At 72.5% G+C, this 15,522-nt stretch carries 16 protein-coding genes, 1 other RNA gene and 2 pseudogenes; 11 read left to right on the top strand and 8 right to left on the bottom strand.

Annotated elements, in window-relative coordinates:
• Positions 1-7: 7 nt before the first annotated feature.
• Positions 8-724, bottom strand: coding sequence for an ABC transporter permease (locus tag ACFYOH_RS06540; protein ID WP_388621812.1), 717 nt, complete (start codon positions 722-724; stop codon positions 8-10).
• Positions 724-1,662 (bottom strand): ATP-binding cassette domain-containing protein, encoded by a 939-nt coding sequence (locus tag ACFYOH_RS06535; protein WP_388621810.1) that lies wholly within the window; start codon positions 1,660-1,662, stop codon positions 724-726. The genes ACFYOH_RS06540 and ACFYOH_RS06535 overlap by 1 nt, the downstream gene beginning before the upstream one ends.
• Positions 1,663-1,917: 255 nt before the next feature.
• Between ACFYOH_RS06535 and ACFYOH_RS06530 the strand changes: the two genes are divergently transcribed.
• The 3 genes from ACFYOH_RS06530 to ACFYOH_RS06520 are packed head-to-tail and all read left to right on the top strand — an operon-like array spanning position 1,918 to position 4,863.
• Positions 1,918-2,793: a MaoC/PaaZ C-terminal domain-containing protein gene (locus ACFYOH_RS06530; RefSeq protein WP_388621808.1), complete on the top strand. Its 876-nt coding sequence runs from the start codon at positions 1,918-1,920 to the stop codon at positions 2,791-2,793.
• A 25-nt stretch (positions 2,794-2,818) separates the two neighbouring features.
• Positions 2,819-3,895 (top strand): Zn-dependent alcohol dehydrogenase, encoded by a 1,077-nt coding sequence (locus tag ACFYOH_RS06525; protein ID WP_388621806.1) that lies wholly within the window; start codon positions 2,819-2,821, stop codon positions 3,893-3,895.
• A gap of 14 nt (positions 3,896-3,909) precedes the next feature.
• Complete coding sequence (locus ACFYOH_RS06520) at positions 3,910-4,863, top strand: 3-oxoacyl-ACP reductase (protein WP_388621804.1); 954 nt, start codon at positions 3,910-3,912, stop codon at positions 4,861-4,863.
• Positions 4,864-4,938: 75 nt separating this feature from the next.
• Here the strand turns inward: ACFYOH_RS06520 and ACFYOH_RS06515 are convergent, their stop codons facing one another.
• Together ACFYOH_RS06515 and ACFYOH_RS06510 are read right to left on the bottom strand one after the other, a co-directional pair.
• Positions 4,939-5,097, bottom strand: coding sequence for a hypothetical protein (locus tag ACFYOH_RS06515; RefSeq protein WP_388621802.1), 159 nt, complete (start codon positions 5,095-5,097; stop codon positions 4,939-4,941).
• Positions 5,098-5,193: 96 nt separating this feature from the next.
• Entirely contained in the window at positions 5,194-6,510 is a 1,317-nt protein-coding gene (locus ACFYOH_RS06510) for a hypothetical protein (protein WP_388621800.1), read from the bottom strand.
• 187 nt (positions 6,511-6,697) lie between these two features.
• Between ACFYOH_RS06510 and ACFYOH_RS06505 the strand changes: the two genes are divergently transcribed.
• Genes ACFYOH_RS06505 through ACFYOH_RS06495 form a run of 3 tightly spaced genes read left to right on the top strand, consistent with a single transcriptional unit; the run spans position 6,698 to position 9,492 of the window.
• Complete coding sequence (locus ACFYOH_RS06505) at positions 6,698-7,537, top strand: Nif3-like dinuclear metal center hexameric protein (protein WP_388621798.1); 840 nt, start codon at positions 6,698-6,700, stop codon at positions 7,535-7,537.
• A gap of 13 nt (positions 7,538-7,550) precedes the next feature.
• Positions 7,551-8,294 (top strand): zinc ribbon domain-containing protein, encoded by a 744-nt coding sequence (locus ACFYOH_RS06500; protein ID WP_388622333.1) that lies wholly within the window; start codon positions 7,551-7,553, stop codon positions 8,292-8,294.
• A gap of 22 nt (positions 8,295-8,316) precedes the next feature.
• The gene (locus tag ACFYOH_RS06495; RefSeq protein WP_388621789.1) at positions 8,317-9,492 is read left to right on the top strand and encodes a bifunctional RNase H/acid phosphatase; all 1,176 of its coding nucleotides are present in this window, start codon (positions 8,317-8,319) and stop codon (positions 9,490-9,492) included.
• On the opposite strand, the gene eda is transcribed toward ACFYOH_RS06495, so the two are convergent.
• Complete coding sequence (gene eda, locus ACFYOH_RS06490; RefSeq protein ID WP_388621787.1) at positions 9,464-10,135, bottom strand: bifunctional 4-hydroxy-2-oxoglutarate aldolase/2-dehydro-3-deoxy-phosphogluconate aldolase; 672 nt, start codon at positions 10,133-10,135, stop codon at positions 9,464-9,466. The two genes, ACFYOH_RS06495 and eda, sit on opposite strands and share 29 nt — an antisense overlap.
• Before the next feature lie 69 nt (positions 10,136-10,204).
• Positions 10,205-10,987, bottom strand: coding sequence for a peroxide stress protein YaaA (gene yaaA / locus ACFYOH_RS06485; protein WP_388622331.1), 783 nt, complete (start codon positions 10,985-10,987; stop codon positions 10,205-10,207).
• Positions 10,988-11,061: 74 nt separating this feature from the next.
• Between yaaA and ACFYOH_RS06480 the strand changes: the two are divergent.
• The 4 genes and pseudogenes from ACFYOH_RS06480 to rnpB all read left to right on the top strand — a co-directional run.
• Positions 11,062-11,417 (top strand): annotated as a pseudogene (locus tag ACFYOH_RS06480) (RNB domain-containing ribonuclease); the annotation flags it as partial.
• A gap of 113 nt (positions 11,418-11,530) precedes the next feature.
• Positions 11,531-12,352, top strand: a complete 822-nt coding sequence (locus tag ACFYOH_RS06475; RefSeq protein ID WP_388621785.1) for an AraC family transcriptional regulator — start codon at positions 11,531-11,533, stop codon at positions 12,350-12,352.
• A gap of 22 nt (positions 12,353-12,374) precedes the next feature.
• A pseudogene (locus ACFYOH_RS06470) lies at positions 12,375-13,154 on the top strand (DMT family transporter); the annotation flags it as partial.
• 118 nt (positions 13,155-13,272) lie between these two features.
• Positions 13,273-13,675, top strand: an RNA gene (gene rnpB / locus ACFYOH_RS06465) — RNase P RNA component class A.
• A 253-nt stretch (positions 13,676-13,928) separates the two neighbouring features.
• On the opposite strand, the gene ACFYOH_RS06460 is transcribed toward rnpB, so the two are convergent.
• Both ACFYOH_RS06460 and ACFYOH_RS06455 read right to left on the bottom strand, forming a co-directional pair.
• The gene (locus tag ACFYOH_RS06460; RefSeq protein ID WP_388621783.1) at positions 13,929-14,282 is read right to left on the bottom strand and encodes a MazG-like family protein; all 354 of its coding nucleotides are present in this window, start codon (positions 14,280-14,282) and stop codon (positions 13,929-13,931) included.
• 195 nt (positions 14,283-14,477) lie between these two features.
• Complete coding sequence (locus tag ACFYOH_RS06455) at positions 14,478-15,023, bottom strand: DoxX family protein (RefSeq protein ID WP_388621781.1); 546 nt, start codon at positions 15,021-15,023, stop codon at positions 14,478-14,480.
• A 155-nt stretch (positions 15,024-15,178) separates the two neighbouring features.
• Between ACFYOH_RS06455 and ACFYOH_RS06450 the strand changes: the two genes are divergently transcribed.
• Positions 15,179-15,505: a nuclear transport factor 2 family protein gene (locus tag ACFYOH_RS06450; protein WP_388621780.1), complete on the top strand. Its 327-nt coding sequence runs from the start codon at positions 15,179-15,181 to the stop codon at positions 15,503-15,505.
• Positions 15,506-15,522 lie beyond the last annotated feature (17 nt).

Below are 15,522 nucleotides of genomic sequence, written 5' to 3'. Positions count from 1 at the left end.
CCCCCGGTCAAATGGTCCCCGCCCGACGGCGGTACGACAGCACAGCGTACGAACCGAACAGAAAGAGCCAAGCGGTCAGCATGATGATCGCACCGGTGTCCGGTGCGTGCCCCTCGGATACGGCGGTGCCCAGCTGGGCGAACCGATGGGTCGGGGCGTACGCCGACACGGCCCGCAGCCAGCCGGGAAAGAGGCTGATCGGGAACCACAGGCCGCCGAGCACCGCGAGCCCCAGATTGCACACCATGTTCACCACCCCGGTGCTCGGCCCGGTCAGCCGGTAGCCGTTGCCGAGGCCGAGCAGGGTGAACGGGATCGAACCGAGCCACAGCAGCAGCGCGATCGCCACCCACTGGCCGGCCGCCAGTCGTACGCCGTTGAACAGTCCGCCCGCCGCCAGCACTGCGACGATCGAGGGCAGCACGGTCACCACGCCGGTCAGGGCCCGACCGGTCACCACCTCGCGTGGGGTCATGGGGGTCACGCGGAGCTGTCGCAGCCAGCCGGTCGCGCGGTCCTCGGCGACGGCACCTCCGGTGTTCAGCGCGGAGCCCACGGCGCCGTAGGCGGCCATGCCGACCATGGCCGCGGTCTTCCAACTCCCATCGTTTTCACCGAGGTTGGTGAACAGGAGATACATCATCACGGGCATGGCGATGCCGCCGATGACGAAGCCTGTGTCGCGCAGGGTGCGGCGGGTTTCGAGTCGTATGTAGGCGAGCATCAGACTGTCTCCGGGGCGTGAGAGGAGCGGGGGCCGCCCAGGGTGTTTGCCCCGGCCGTGATGGCCAGGAAAGCGTCGTCCAGTGATGCCGGAGACACCTCCAGGTTCCTGATCGCGCCCAGCTCCGCCAGCGCGATCACCGTCGCGTCCGAGTCGTCCGTGCGCAGGCGTGCCCTCTCGCCGTGCACCTCCACCGAGCGGACCCCGGGCAGCAGGCCGAGGGACTCCGGGTCCCGCCCCGCCAGGTCCACGCGCACCAGGTTGCCGCCCGCCGTGCGCCGCAGCTCCTCGCCCGTGCCGTCGGCGATGATCCGGCCCCGGTCGATGACCACGATCCGGTCGGCGTACGCGTCCGCCTCCTGGAGGTAGTGCGTGGAGAAGAGCACGGTGTGGCCGCGCCGGGCGTACGTGCGCATCGACTCCCAGAACGCGTGCCGGGCCTCCACGTCCAAGGCCGCCGTCGGCTCGTCCAGGACCAGCAGCGCCGGGTTCCCGGCCAGCGCGAGAGCGAACCGCACCCGCTGGACCTGCCCGCCGGACAGCCGGTCCACCCGGCGCCCGGCCAGGTCCGCGATCCCGGCCAGCTCCAGGGCCCGCGCCACCGGGATCGGCGCGGGATAGCGGGAGGCCAGGAAGGTGACCAGCTCGCCCACGGTGACCCGGGGCACCGGCCGGGCGTCCTGGAGCATCGCGCCCACCCGCCCCGCGCGCACCGACCGCTCGGGCGCCGCGCCGAACAGTTCCACGGCGCCCGCGTCGGGCTCGTACAGCCCGAGCAGCAGTCCGATCGTGGTCGACTTGCCTGCACCGTTGCGGCCCAGCAGGGCCACGGTCTCCCCGCGCCCGATCCGCAGGTCCACCTCATCCACGGCGCGCACCGCGCCGTATGTCTTGACCGCCCCCGTGAAGGACACGGCGGTGTTCTCCGTCTGTGTCATGCCGACGACGCTAGGGAATCGCGGCCCCGCCCCGGCAGAGGCGCATGTACGGACTCGGGCAGTACAAATGTCACTGTCCCACCGAGCCAGCCCCGAAGCTGACACATCGTCAGGAGCCTTCACAACTGTGGAGCGCTGGGCTATACAGAGGGCGCCGGACTGGAACGCGTTCTAGGTCGGCCCGTAGCGACCTCGGTGCGGCCGACGGTGCGGACGTCCGCGCCGGGGTCTTGAACCGCCAGTGTCAGGAGCCGTATGCCCATCGACGCAAGCCGAGCCCTCGCGGCCGAACCCCGGACCGGCGAGATCTCCTGGACCACCAAGGACGTCCAGCTCTACCACCTCGGCATCGGCGCGGGAGCCGACCCCGACAAGAACGCCCCCGCCACCGACCCCGACGAGCTGCGCTACACCCTGGAGTCCCGGCTGCACGTCCTGCCGAGCTTCGCCACCGTCGCGGGCTCCGGCGCACCCGGCGTGATCAGCGGGCTGTCCATGCCCGGCGTGGAGGTCGAGCTTTCCAAGGTCCTGCACGGCGGACAGACGCTGGAGATCCACCGCCCCATCCCGGCCGAGGGCAGGGCGAGTGCGACCAACCGGCTCGCCGCCGTCTACGACAAGGGCAAGGCCGCCGTCCTGGTCCTGCGCACCGAGGTCGCCGACGCCGACGGGCCGCTGTGGACGAATGACGCCCAGATCTTCGTACGGGGCGAGGGCGGGTGGGGTGGCGACCGGGGTCCGTCCACGCGGCTCGAACCCCCCGTCGGCCAGCCGGACCGGACCGTCGAGCGCCCGATCCGCGAGGACCAGGCCCTCCTCTACCGCCTGTCCGGCGACTGGAACCCGCTGCACGCCGACCCCGAGTTCGCCAAGCTCGCCGGCTTCGACAAGCCGATCCTGCACGGGCTGTGCACCTACGGCATCACGCTCAAGGCGGTCGTGGACACGCTGCTCGGCGGGGATGTGAGCCGGGTGCGGTCGTACACCACCCGGTTCGCGGGCGTCGTGTACCCGGGGGAGACACTGCGCATCCGCATGTGGCGGCAGGAGGGGAGCGTGCGGGTGGCCGTGAGCGCTGTCGAGCGGGATGACGCGCCGGTCCTCGCGGACACCGTCGTAGAGCACTCCTGAAACCAGTATCGAGGGGAGCCGCACCATGCGCGCAGCCGTACTGCACGAGATCGGCCAGGAAAAGCTGGAGGTCCTCGACGACGTCGAGGCGGTGGGCTTCGGCCCCGGCAAGGTCAGGGTCCGGGTGCGGGCGACCGGGCTGTGCCACTCGGACCTGTCCGCGATGAACGGGGTGCTGCCGCAGCCCGCGCCGTTCGTGCCGGGGCATGAGGGCGCGGGCGAGATCCTCGAAGTGGGTGACGGGGTACGGCACTTGAAGGCAGGCGACCGGGTCGTCATCTGCTGGCTGCCCGCCTGCGGTGCGTGTCCGGCCTGCGGGCGCGGGCAGACCGAGCTGTGCCTGGCCGGGTTCATGAACGCGGGCACCCCCAACTTCAGGCGCTCCGGCGGTGACGTCTTCGGCTTCGCCGGTACCGGCACCTTCGCCGAGGAGGTCGTGGTCGACGCCGGGTGTGCGGTGCCGATCCCGGACGACGTGCCCTTCGACATCGCGGCGCTGATCGGCTGCGGGGTCACCACCGGTCTCGGCGCCGCCCTCAACACCGCCGATGTGGAGGCCGGTTCGTCGGTCGCCGTCATCGGGTGCGGAGGCGTCGGCATCTCCGCGGTGCAGGGGGCGCGGCTGAAGGGCGCCGCCGAGATCGTGGCCGTGGACCCGGTCGCCTCCCGGCGCGAGTCCGCGCTCAGGTTCGGCGCCACCAAGGCGGTTGCGCCGGAGGAGCTGGCCGACGCCAAACAGCAGGTCACCGGCGGGGAGGGCTTCGACTACGTCTTCGAGGTCGTCGGCAGGTCGGCCACCGCCCGCACCGCCTACGAGAACACCCGGCGCGGCGGCACCCTCGTCGTGGTCGGCGCCGGTGCCATGGACGACTTCCTGCGGCTCAACATGTTCGAGTTGTTCTTCGACGAGAAGCGCATCCTGCCGTCCATGTACGGCGGCGGTGACGTGCTGCGCTCCTACGAGCGCACGATCGCCCTGTGGCGGGCCGGCCGCGTCGACCTGGCGGGCCTGATCACCCACCGGGTCCAACTGGCCGGGATCAACGAGGCGCTGGACCAGATGCGCACCGGAACGGCCCTGCGTACCTGCATCGAGATCTGAGGACGGGGGCGGGTATGGCACTGCCATCCGAGGGGCCGTTGCAGGGGCTGTCCGCCGTCGTCACCGGCGCCGGACGCGGGCTCGGCCGGGCCGAGGCCCTGGAACTCGCCCGGCTCGGCGCGGCCGTCGTCGTGAACGACTACGGGCGGCCAGGACGGGACGGCTCGGGGGAGGCCTCGGCGGGACCGGCCGAACAGGTCGCCGCCGAGATACGCGCCCAAGGCGGCCGGGCGGTCGCCCACACCGGGGACGTCGCCGACTTCCAACAGGCAGAGGAACTCGTACGGTTGGCGATCGGCGAGTTCGGCAAGCTGGACATCCTCGTCAACAACGCGGGCATCCTGCGCGACCGCATGGTCTTCTCCATGACCGAGGACGAGTGGGACTCGGTGATCCGCGTCCACCTCAAGGGGCACTTCAACACCACCCACTTCGCCGCCCGGCACTGGCGGGAGCGGTCCAAGGCGGCCGGGGGAGAGCACGTGTACGGGCGGATCGTGAACACCTCCTCGGAGGCGTTCCTCGCCGGCTCCGCCGGGCAGCCCAACTACGCGGCCGCGAAAGGCGGGATCGTCGGCCTGACCACCTCCACCGCCCTCGCCCTCGCCAAGTACGGCGTCACGGCCAACGCGATCTGCCCGCGCGCCCGGACCCGCATGACCGAGGACGTCTTCGCCGGGTTCGAGCGGCCCGCCGAGGGCCTGGACCCGCTGGCCCCCGAGCATGTCGCCCCGCTCGTCGGCTACCTGGCCTCGCCGGCCGCCGCCGGGATCAACGGCCAGCTGCTCGTCGTGCACGGCGGCATGGTCGCGATCGTCGAACGGCCGCGGGTGCAGGTGAAGTTCGACAGCAAGCAGGAGACGTTCAGCTACGACGAACTCGACGCGCTCCTCACCCCGCACTACGCGGACCGGCCGCCGGGGGAGACCTTCGCGGCGGCGGAGGTGCTGGGACTCGGACGGGGCTGAGGGGGCCGCCGAGCAGACTTCCGGACGAGAAAAGAGGGGGCGCCCGTCGGACGCCCCCTCTTCTCGTTGCCACCGTCAGGCAGCCGCCTCCGCGGTCTGCTGGGACGGCTTGCGGTGCCGACCGTGCGGAGCCGACTCGCTCTCCTGGGCCGCGACCGGGCCCCGGTGCCGGCCGTGGCCGGCAGCCTCCAGAGAGTCGGCAGACAGCTGGTCCGTCGTGCTGGTGTCGCTCATCGGAAGTATTCACCCCGTCAACATGATCTTTCGTACAGCCGGGCGAGTGTAACCGGCGCCCCACGGGCCGAATCCAGGCGCACACGCCAACCGGCACTAGTTCGTTACAAGACGTCCCAGAGGCGCTTCCTGCAACGGCACCGGACGGGCCACCACGGGCTCCGGAATCCCCGGTTCCACACCCTCCCGAATCTCCGGTCCCGCAGGCTCCGAAGTGTCCTGCCCCGCAGGCTGCGAAGCCTGCGGGTCCGCGGGTCCCGGAGGGTCCGGTTCCGGCGGCTGAGGCGGCGCCCAGGGCGCCCCCGCAGCCGTGCCGTCCCGGACCGGACCCTCCGGGCCCGCCTCCCCCCGCGCCGCGGCAGTACCGCTCCCCGCGGCCGTCTCCCCCCTGGGCACCGTCAGCTCCGCCACGCCGCACGGAGTCTCCTCCGTGGCGTACGGCAGCCGCAGCACCCCGTCCCGTGTCCAGAGCCCGGCCCCGGTCAGCCACCCCTCGGGCGCCGGGAGATGGGTCAGCCGCCGCCCCGTCGGCTGCCAGATGCCGACCCAGCTGTTGCCGAACGGCCCGTCGACGCGCAGCGCCACCGCGCAGTTCTCCGGCATCAGCGCCTGCCCGGGCTGGATCGCGAACGGCGTCACCGTGCAGTCCGGCACCCTGAGGCTCTCCGGGAAGCGCACCGGCAGCGTGCTGCCGAGCACGCCCCAGCCCCATCGTTCCTGCCCCGGCGAGGGCGCGTCCGAGGAGAGGAGCAGCAGCCCGCTGTCGGGGTCGGCGAGCAGCAGCCGGTCGTCGCTCCCGGCCGCGATCTGCAGCAGCGGCGAGACCTCGGCGCGCTCCAGGTCCACCACGACCGTCTTGACCGGTCCGCCGCCGAGATCCCGGTCCAGCGCCAGCATCCGCCCGGCGCGGTCCAGCCACACCCCGCCCGAGCAGCGCCCCGGCACCTCGGCGACCCCCTCGGGCCCGAACGGCCCGCCCGCCACCAGCCACACCACACTCGACCGCGGCCCGACCGCGAGGGCGTACGCCCGCACGCCCCCAGGTGCGGGCGGCAGCAGCGTGAGCCGGGTGCCGGGCTCGGGGCACTCCACCGCGCCCAGCGGCAGCTCACCGGTGCCGGGGCCGGTCGGGTACAGCAGCGAGAAGGCGTGCCGGCGCTCGACCAGCCGGTGGATCAGCACCCGGCCGTCGGACAGGGGCTGCACCTCGGTGCCGGGCTCCTCCGGCTGGTTGCCGGGCAGCGGCACCGCGTACGGCTCCGGGCCGTCCAGCGTCCAGCGCTCCGGGAACCAGCAGTCGCCGGCCGGCGCGAGCCGGGCCGCGTACGCGCCGTCCGCCGTCACGGCGAACGCCGTCCCCGGTACTCCGTCGGCCCCGCCCGTGGCCGCGGGTTCGATCGCACAGGCCGTCATCGCTCGGTCACCTCCGGTCACGAAGCTAGTTTTCGCTCGCACAGGCGTGGGACGGTCGGGCCCGGCTTCACACATACGGGTGGTGCAGAAGCGATTCACCTGAGGAAAGCGGGGCCTTTGTGCTGAGCCGGGCCAGACCGGACGGATGCGGTACGGCCGCCCGGACCAGCCAGGTAGCCTTACCTTCGTGCCCCGTCTGTCTGAAGTCATCGCCGCACTGGAGAACCTGTGGCCCGCCGAGCGGGCCGAGTCCTGGGACGCGGTCGGCACGGTCGTGGGCGACCCCGGCCAGGAGGTCACCCGGGTCCTGTTCGCCGTCGACCCCGTGCAGGAGATCGTCGACGAGGCGGTGAAGCTCGGCGCCGACCTGCTGGTCACCCACCACCCGCTCTATCTGCGGGGGACGACCACGGTCGCGGCGACCCACTTCAAGGGCCGTGTCGTGCACACACTGATCAAGAACGACATCGCGCTGCACGTCGCCCACACCAACGCCGACACGGCGGATCCGGGTGTCTCGGACGCCCTCGCGGGCGCGCTGGACCTTCGTGTCGTACGACCCCTGGTGCCGGACCCCACCGACCCCGAGGGCCGCCGCGGTCTCGGCCGCGTGTGCGAGCTGGACCACCCGCTGACCCTCCGCGAACTGGCCGCGCGCGCCGCCGAACGGCTGCCCGCCACCGCCCAGGGCATCCGGGTGGCCGGCGAGCCCGAGGCCGTCGTCCGCACGGTCGCCGTCAGCGGCGGCTCCGGCGACAGCCTCTTCGGGGAGGTGCGCGCCGCCGGGGTGGACGCCTTCCTCACCGCCGACCTGCGTCACCACCCGGCCTCCGAGGCCGTCGCCCACAGTCCCCTCGCGCTGCTCGACGCGGCGCACTGGGCCACCGAATGGCCCTGGTGCGAGCTGGCCGCGAGCCAGCTCGACGAGATCTCCGACCGCCACGGCTGGGACCTTCGCGTCCACGTCTCCAAGACGGTCACCGACCCCTGGACCGCCCACGCGGCGTCCACCACCACGTCTAACTAACAGGAGCCCCCAACTGAACGCCGCGCCCGCCGACCAGATCCGACTCCTCGACGTCCAGGATCTCGACGTCCGCCTGCAGCAGCTCGCGCACAAGCGGAGGTCGCTGCCCGAGCACGCCGAGATCGACTCGCTGAACAAGGACCTCACCCAGCTGCGCGACCTGCTCGTCGCCGCGCAGACCGAGGAGAGCGACACCGCCCGCGAGCAGACCAAGGCCGAGCAGGACGTGGACCAGGTGCGCCAGCGCGCCGCCCGCGACCAGCAGCGCCTGGACTCCGGCGCGGTCACCTCGCCCAAGGACCTGTCCAACCTCCAGCACGAGATCGCCTCCCTCGCCAAGCGCCAGGGCGACCTGGAGGACGTGGTCCTGGAGGTCATGGAGCGCCGCGAGGCCGCGCAGGAGCGGGTGACCGAGCTGACCGAGCGGGTCGCGTCGGTGCAGTCGAAGATCGACGACGCGAGCGGCCGCCGGGACGCCGCGTTCGAGGAGATCGACGGCGAGATGGCTACGGTGACGAAGGAGCGCGAGGTCATCGCGGGCAGCATCCCCGCGGACCTGCTCAAGCTCTACGACAAGCTGCGCGAGCAGCAGGGCGGCATCGGCGCCGCCAAGCTGTACGCCCGCACCTGCCAGGGCTGCCGCCAGGAGCTGGCGATCACCGAGCTGAACGAGATCCGCTCGGCGGCCCCGGACACCGTGGTGCGCTGCGAGAACTGCCGCCGCATCCTGGTGCGTACGGCCGAGTCGGGTCTGTAAGAGTCGGTAAGGGGCTTCAGGGGTGCGGGAGTTCATCGTCGAGGCGGACGGCGGGTCACGGGGCAACCCCGGGCCCGCCGGTTACGGCACGGTGGTCCGTGAGGCGACCACGGGCGAGCCGCTGGCGGAGGTGGCCGAGTACATCGGCGTCGCCACCAACAACGTCGCCGAGTACCGGGGCCTCGTGGCCGGTCTGCGCGCCGTCCACGCCCTCGACCCGGCCGCGATGGTGCACGTCCGCATGGACTCCAAGCTCGTCATCGAGCAGATGTCGGGCCGCTGGAAGATCAAGCACCCCGACATGAAGCCTTTGGCGACGGAGGCGAAGTCGATCTTCCCCCCGGAGCAGGTCACGTACGAGTGGATCCCCCGCGAGCAGAACAAACACGCGGACCGCTTGGCGAACGAGGCGATGGACGCGGGGTCGAGGGGCGAACAGTGGTCGCCCTCGGCGTCGACGGCAGCGCTGAAGACCACGTCGGGCGCCGCCGCACCTGCCAGCGAGCAGCGCCCGACCACCCCCGACGAGCAGCACGTCTCGACACCGGGTTGGGGCAGCGCCCCCGACCTCGGTGCACCGGCGACTTTCGTGCTGCTCCGGCACGGCGAAACCCCCCTCACCCCCCAGAAGCGCTTCTCCGGCAGCGGCGGCACCAATCCCTCCCTCTCCGCCGCTGGCCGCGAACAGGCGCGCCGCACGGCCGAGGCACTCGCCCGGCGCGGCACCATCCAGGCCGTCATCGCCTCCCCCCTCACCCGCACCCGCGAGACCGCGGCCGTCGTCGCCGCCCGCCTCGGCCTGGAGGTGACGATCGAAGACGGCCTGCGCGAAACGGACTTCGGCGCCTGGGAAGGCCTCACCTTCGGCGAGGTCCGCGACCGCTACCCCGACGACCTGAACGCCTGGCTCGCCGACCCGGAGGCCCACCCCACCGGCGGCGGTGAGAGCTTCGCCGAGACGGCCACCCGGATCGCCGCCACCCGCGACAAGCTGGTCGCCGCCCACGCCGGCCGCACGGTCCTGCTGGTCAGCCATGTGACCCCGATCAAGACCTTCGTCCGCCTCGCCCTCGGTGCCCCGCCCGAGTCCGTGTTCCGGATGGAACTGTCGGCGGCCTCCCTGTCGGCGGTGGCGTACTACGCGGACGGCAACGCGAGCGTACGGCTCTTCAACGACACGTCCCACCTGCGTCCCTGAGTCCGGCGAGCCCCGCCGCGCCCCGCGCCAGCTCCTCGATCCGCGCCCAGTCCCCGGCGGCCACCGCGTCCGCCGGGACCATCCAACTGCCGCCCACACAGCCGACGTTGGGAAGGCAGAGATACTCGGGCGCGTTCGCCGGACCGATCCCACCCGTGGGACAGAAACGCGCTTGCGGCAACGGCCCGGCCAGCGACCGCAGATACGCCGCACCGCCCGCCGCCTGAGCCGGGAAGAACTTCATCTCCCGGACCCCGCGCTCCAGCAGCGCCACGACCTCCGAGGTGGTCGACACCCCGGGCAGGAACGGCACCCCGGACCCGCGCATCGCCGCCAGGAGTACGTCCGTCCACCCGGGGCTGACCAGAAACCGCGCCCCCGCCGCCGTACCCGCGCTCACCTGCTCCGGCGTGATCACCGTGCCCGCGCCGACCACCGCCGAAGGCACCTCGGCGGCGATCGCGCGGATCGCGTCCAGCGCCGCCGGTGTCCGCAGCGTCACCTCGATCGCCGGCAGCCCGCCCGCCACCAGAGCCCGCGCCAGCGGTACGGCGTCGGCGGCGTCGGAGACGACCACCACTGGCACGACGGGGGCGAGATCCAGCACGGAGGCAGCCGAAGAGGAGGGCAGCGGTGAGGTCATGGCCTCATCGTGCCCAGCAGGTGCACCACACGCAATGAACGTTGCACATGCTGCAATGACGTGAAGGTCTTAGTGGATCTCCTCCACCAGGACGTCCAGCGACCACGCCCTGCCCGCCCTGCCCGGCGCCTCCGCCTCCACGACGTACCCCAGCTCCCGCAGCACCCCGACTAGCTCGGCGGGGTCCTGCGGAGCGGCGCCGGCTGTCAGCAGGCTCCGTACCATCCGGCCCTTGGTCGCCTTGTTGAAGTGGCTGACCACCTTCCGGGTCGGCGCGTGCAGCACCCGTACGGTCGCCGTGCGCCCCGCGAGCTCGCCCTTCGGCTTCCAGGCCGCCGAGTACGCGGAGGAACGCAGATCCAGCACCAGCCCCTCCCCGGCCGCCCCGGGCAGCACCTCTGCCATCGGCGCCCGCCAGTGCCCGGCCAGCGCGCCGAGCCCCGGCAGCTTCACGCCCATCGAGCAGCGGTAGGAGGGGATCGGGTCCGTGACCCGCACCGCGCCCCACAGCCCGGAGAACACCAGCAGCGAGTCCGCCGCCCGCCTGCGCGCCGCCGCGTCCAGCGTGGCCAGGCCGAGGGCGTCGTAGAGCACGCCGGTGTAGATCTCCCCGGCGGGGCGGGCGCCGGCCGTCGGCAGGCCGGCGTTCTTCGCGATCTCGCCGCGCAGCCCCTCGCTCAGCCCGAGCACCTCGCGCGCCTTCTCCTCGTCACCGGTGCACAGCTCGACCAGCTCGGTGAGCGCTGCCTGCCGTGCGGCGGTCAGCCCCGGCAGGGACAGCGAGGAAAGCTCCAGCGGGGCGCCCTCGCCCGAGTTCGCCTTGCCTTCCGAGGGCGGCAGCAGGACCAGCAACACGTACTCCTTACGTAGACCTCCGCGACAGGGTACGGCGTGCCGCCCCGGCGCCCCCGACCCACGCTCGCTGTATGCCCTGCCGCAAGATCCGCGTGACCGGTGCCCCCGAGGCGCCGTCGTGGCCGTCGTGGCCGTCGTGGCCGCCCTGCGCGCCGAACTCGGCATCCCGGACGCCTTCCCGCCGCAGGTACAGGCGGAGGCCGAGCGCGCCGCGAAGACGCCGCCCGCCCTGCCGTCGTACGACGCCACGGACATCCCCTTCTTCACGCTGGATCCCCCGGCCGCCACCGACCTCGACCAGGCCACCCACCTCGCCCGGCAGAGCACCGGCTACCGGGTCCGGTACGCCATCGCCGACGTCGCCGTCTTCGTCGTACCCGGTGGAGCGCTGGACACGGAGGCGCACCGCCGGGTGAACACCCTGCACACGGCATGGTCATCCTGGAGATCCACGGCCGGTTTTCGCGCGGACGCCGACCTGGACGCGGCATGGAAGCGGGGCCTGAAGGCGTTGCACCGCCAGGGAAGGGGTGGTGCCGCATGACGGAACAGGCACGGTGGACCAGGGCGAGACTGGGCCGGTGCGGCCCGCCGCTGGACCTGCTGACCGCGAACTTCCGACGGCACACCTACGCCCCGCACGCCCACGACGAGTACACGATCGGCGTCTGCGTGGGCGGCTCCGAGGTGATCGACTACCGGGGCGGCCACATCCGCACCGGCCCCGGCACGATCGTCGTCCTCGACCCCGGTGAGATGCACACCGGCGGCCCCGGCAACGCCACCGACGGCTACGCCTACCGGGCCCTGTACGCCGAGCCGTCCCTGCTGACCGACGGCACCCTCGGCGGCCTCCCGCACTTCCGCGAACCACTCCTCGACGACCCCGAACTGGCCACGGCCCTCCGCCTCGCCCACACCGAACTCAGCGCCTGCCCCGACCCGCTGGAGGCCGAATCCCGCCTGCCCTGGCTGCTGACGGCCCTGGCCCGCCGCCACTCCACCGCCAGGTCCCTGTCCGACGAGATCCCCGGCGCGGGCGCGATCGCCCTGACGGTCCGCGACCGGCTCGCCGACGAACTCACCGCGCCACCATCGCTGGCCGGCCTGGCCGCCGAGCTGGGCCTGTCCCGCTACCAGCTCCTGAGGGCCTTCCGTACGACGATGGGCATACCGCCGTACGCCTGGCTGGCCCAGTACCGGGTGCACCGGGCACGGGGGTTGCTTGAGGCGGGCCTGCGCCCGGCGGAGGTGGCGGGACTGGTGGGCTTCGCCGACCAGGCGCACCTGACCCGCTGGTTCCGCAGGGTGCTCGGGGTGACGCCGGCGGCATACCGCAACAGCGTTCAAGACGCCAGGTGAGGGACCGGCCGAAACTCGGCGTATGACTGCACGCGGCTGGTTCCTGTTCTCCCTCATGGGAGTGATCTGGGGCATCCCCTATCTCATGATCAAGGTGGCGGTGGCCGAGGTGTCCCCGCCGGTGCTGGTGTTCACACGCTGTGCGCTCGGCGCGGCCCTCCTGCTCCCGTTCGCCGTACGCCAAGGGGGCCTGCTCGCGAGCGTGCGCACCCACTGGCGCCCCATGCTGGCCTTCGCGTGCCTGGAGATCATGATCCCCTGGTTCACCCTCACCGACGCCGAACGGCACCTGTCCAGCTCGACATCGGGCCTGCTGATCGCCGGGGTGCCGATCGTGGGCGTGATCGCGGTCCGGCTCCTCGGCGACACCGAACACCTGGGCGCCCGCCGCCTGACGGGCCTCGCCCTCGGCCTGGCAGGCGTGACGGTGCTGACCCTGCCCCATCTGACCGGCGGCGACGCCCGCTCCCTGGTGGAGGTCCTGGCGACGGTCGTCGGCTACGCGACGGCTCCGCTGATAGCCGCGCGCCGGATGAAGGACGTCCCGTCGCTCCATCTGACATCGGCCTGCCTGACCCTGGCGGCGGTGGTCTACGCCCCGGTGGCCATCGCGACGCGCCCGTCCTCCGTCCCCTCCTCCTCCGTCCTCGCGGCACTGGCGGGCCTGGGCGTGCTCTGCACGGCGGTGGCGTTCGTGGCGTTCCTGGAACTGATCAAGGAGGCGGGCCCGACGCGGGCGACGGTGATCACGTACGTCAACCCGGCGGTGGCGGTGGCGGCGGGCGCGGTCTTCCTGAACGAACGCCTGACCGCGACGGTCCTGATGGCCTTCGCCCTGATCCTGACAGGCTCGGTCCTGGCGACGGCGGCTGCGGGTCCGCGCCGCTCCCGGCGCCCGGTACCATGGTCGACACGGCAGACGAGCCGGGCGGACGGCCGCGTGGAGTCCCCCTAGGGGGCTTCCCGAGGAACGTCCGGGCTCCACAGGGCAGGGTGGTGGCTAACGGCCACCCGGGGTGACCCGCGGGACAGTGCCACAGAAAGCAGACCGCCCGGGGCTGCGGCCCCTGGTAAGGGTGAAACGGTGGTGTAAGAGACCACCAGTGCCCAGGGTGACCTGGGCAGCTAGGTAAACCCCACCCGGAGCAAGGTCAAAAGGAAACACTCCGGTGTTTCTGCGCGGACGCTCGAGGGCTGCCCGCCCGAGTCCGCGGGTAGACCGCACGAGGCCGGTGGCAACACCGGCCCTAGATGGATGGCCGTCGCCCCGGGGGCCGCGAGGCCCCCGGGGAACAGAACCCGGCGTACAGCCCGACTCGTCTGCCACTCAGGGCTTCTGACCAGTAGAAACACCGGTCAGAGTCCGTCACCGTCCACGTCGAAAAGCCGACGGTTTCCAGGGCGGCATCGGCGCGTGCCGCCACCTGCGGGTCGAGCTCGATCGTGGGCGCGCCGCGCGCCCGCTGCCCAGCCCCTGCTGGAGGTGGCCTGCCGGATCGCCCGGCGGGGCGACAGCGCACTGTCCACCCGCCACTGGGTCGCGGCGGGATGTGTCGAAGCCTTCGACGGGCCTGGATCACGCCGAGTTGCCGGGCCGCAGCGGACGTGCGCTCACACGCGCCAGATGCCCCTCGAACACCTCCCGCGCCTGAGGTGTCAGCGTGCGCAGGGCCACCAGCGCCGTGATCACCACGTCGCACAGTTCCGCCTGGACGTCCTCCCAGGTGTGGGTGATGCCCTTGCGGGGGTTCTGGCCGGTCGTGCCGATGATCGCCTCGGCCACCTCGCCGACCTCCTCCGAGAGTTTCAGGACGCGCAGGAGGAGGCCCTCGGTGCCCGGGTGGGTACGGGTGGCCTCCAGGCGGGACCAGAGTTCGTCGATCGTCGGCCAGAGGGCGGCGGCGGTGCCGGTGGTGTCCTGATCGGTCATGCCGGGCAGCTTCCCATGCCCCGGCCCTGCGCCGTACCGGACCGCCTTGTCTCCGGCCCTGCGCCGTACCGGACCGCCTTGTCTCCGGCCCTGCGCCGTACCGGACCGCCTTGTCTCCGGCCCTGCGCCGTACCCGCCGCCCTGTCCCGGCGCCGCGCCGTACCGGTCACCCATTCGAGTCACTGCGCCGTACGGCTACTGTTCGAACAGCACCTCCTGCTCGCCCTCCGCCTTCGCCCGTACCCGCTGGTTGCGTGCCCCGATCACCACCGCCGTCGCCGCCGCCGTGACGCCGAGGGCCACCGGCACCATCCAGCCCCGGTCGAAGACGTGGCCCAGTGCGTGGTCGAGGGAGAGGCGGCCGGGGCCCGTCACCGCGAGGCCGGCTGCCGCCAGGCCCAGGCTCGCGGCGTGCTCGTAGCCGCCCTCCTGGGCGAAGAAGCCGTGGGGCATGTGGACCATCGCCGCCCCGGCCATCGCGCCGGCCGCCGCCGCGCCCGCCGCCGGGGTCGCGAGGCCCACGGCGAGGAGGGTGCCGCCGCCGGCTTCCGCGAGGCCCGCCGCCATGGCGCTCGCCTTGCCGGGCGCATAGCCGACGGACTCCATGAACTGGCCGGTGCCCTCCAGTCCGTGCCCGCCGAACCAGCCGAACAGCTTCTGCGCGCCGTGCGCGGCCAGCACCCCGCCGGTCCCCAGCCGGAGCAGCAGCAGGCCCAGATCACGTCGGTCGAAACAGCTCACGGTGACTCCCAAGCGGAGAAGCGGAGAAGCGGAGAAGCGGAGAGACGGAGAGGCGCAGGGGCTCGTGTGTCCACCGTCGCAGGTCCGACACCCGTCGGCCCGCCGTGGATGGCGTTCGGGTGGCGGGGCCGGGGCGGCGGTGTGACTCTGGCGCCATGACGATTCAGCCAGCCAAGCTCAGCGATCCGGCCGTCCGGGCCTTCGTGCACGCCGTCAACTCGCACGACAGAGAAGGCTTCCTGGCGCTGCTCGCCCCCGGCGCCACTATGGCCGACGACGGCTCCGACCGTGACCTCGCCGAGTGGATCGACCAGGAGATCTTCTCCTCCCACGGCCACATGGAGGTCGACAACGAGTCCTCCGGCGGCCGCGCCCTCATCGCCCGCTACCGCAACGACACCTGGGGCGAGATGCGCACCAAGTGGATCTTCACCGTGGAGGACGACGGGCGGATCTCGCGGTTCGAGACCGGGCAGGCGTAAAGGCTGGACCAGCGAGG

Source organism: Streptomyces sp. NPDC007856 (assembly GCF_042868225.1).
Taxonomy (GTDB): domain Bacteria; phylum Actinomycetota; class Actinomycetes; order Streptomycetales; family Streptomycetaceae; genus Streptomyces.
This window is presented reverse-complemented; position numbering and strand designations above follow the sequence as displayed.

Bases quoted from the DNA above. Each gene is read 5' to 3' on its own strand.
- ACFYOH_RS06540 (WP_388621812.1), bottom strand. From the start codon at position 724: ATGCTCGCCTACATACGACTCGAAACCCGCCGCACCCTGCGCGACACA.
- ACFYOH_RS06535 (WP_388621810.1), bottom strand. From the start codon at position 1,662: ATGACACAGACGGAGAACACCGCCGTGTCCTTCACGGGGGCGGTCAAG.
- ACFYOH_RS06530 (WP_388621808.1), top strand. From the start codon at position 1,918: ATGCCCATCGACGCAAGCCGAGCCCTCGCGGCCGAACCCCGGACCGGC.
- ACFYOH_RS06525 (WP_388621806.1), top strand. From the start codon at position 2,819: ATGCGCGCAGCCGTACTGCACGAGATCGGCCAGGAAAAGCTGGAGGTC.
- ACFYOH_RS06520 (WP_388621804.1), top strand. From the start codon at position 3,910: ATGGCACTGCCATCCGAGGGGCCGTTGCAGGGGCTGTCCGCCGTCGTC.
- ACFYOH_RS06515 (WP_388621802.1), bottom strand. From the start codon at position 5,097: ATGAGCGACACCAGCACGACGGACCAGCTGTCTGCCGACTCTCTGGAG.
- ACFYOH_RS06510 (WP_388621800.1), bottom strand. From the start codon at position 6,510: ATGACGGCCTGTGCGATCGAACCCGCGGCCACGGGCGGGGCCGACGGA.
- eda (WP_388621787.1), bottom strand. From the start codon at position 10,135: ATGACCTCACCGCTGCCCTCCTCTTCGGCTGCCTCCGTGCTGGATCTC.
- ACFYOH_RS06475 (WP_388621785.1), top strand. From the start codon at position 11,531: ATGACGGAACAGGCACGGTGGACCAGGGCGAGACTGGGCCGGTGCGGC.
- ACFYOH_RS06460 (WP_388621783.1), bottom strand. From the start codon at position 14,282: ATGACCGATCAGGACACCACCGGCACCGCCGCCGCCCTCTGGCCGACG.
- ACFYOH_RS06450 (WP_388621780.1), top strand. From the start codon at position 15,179: ATGACGATTCAGCCAGCCAAGCTCAGCGATCCGGCCGTCCGGGCCTTC.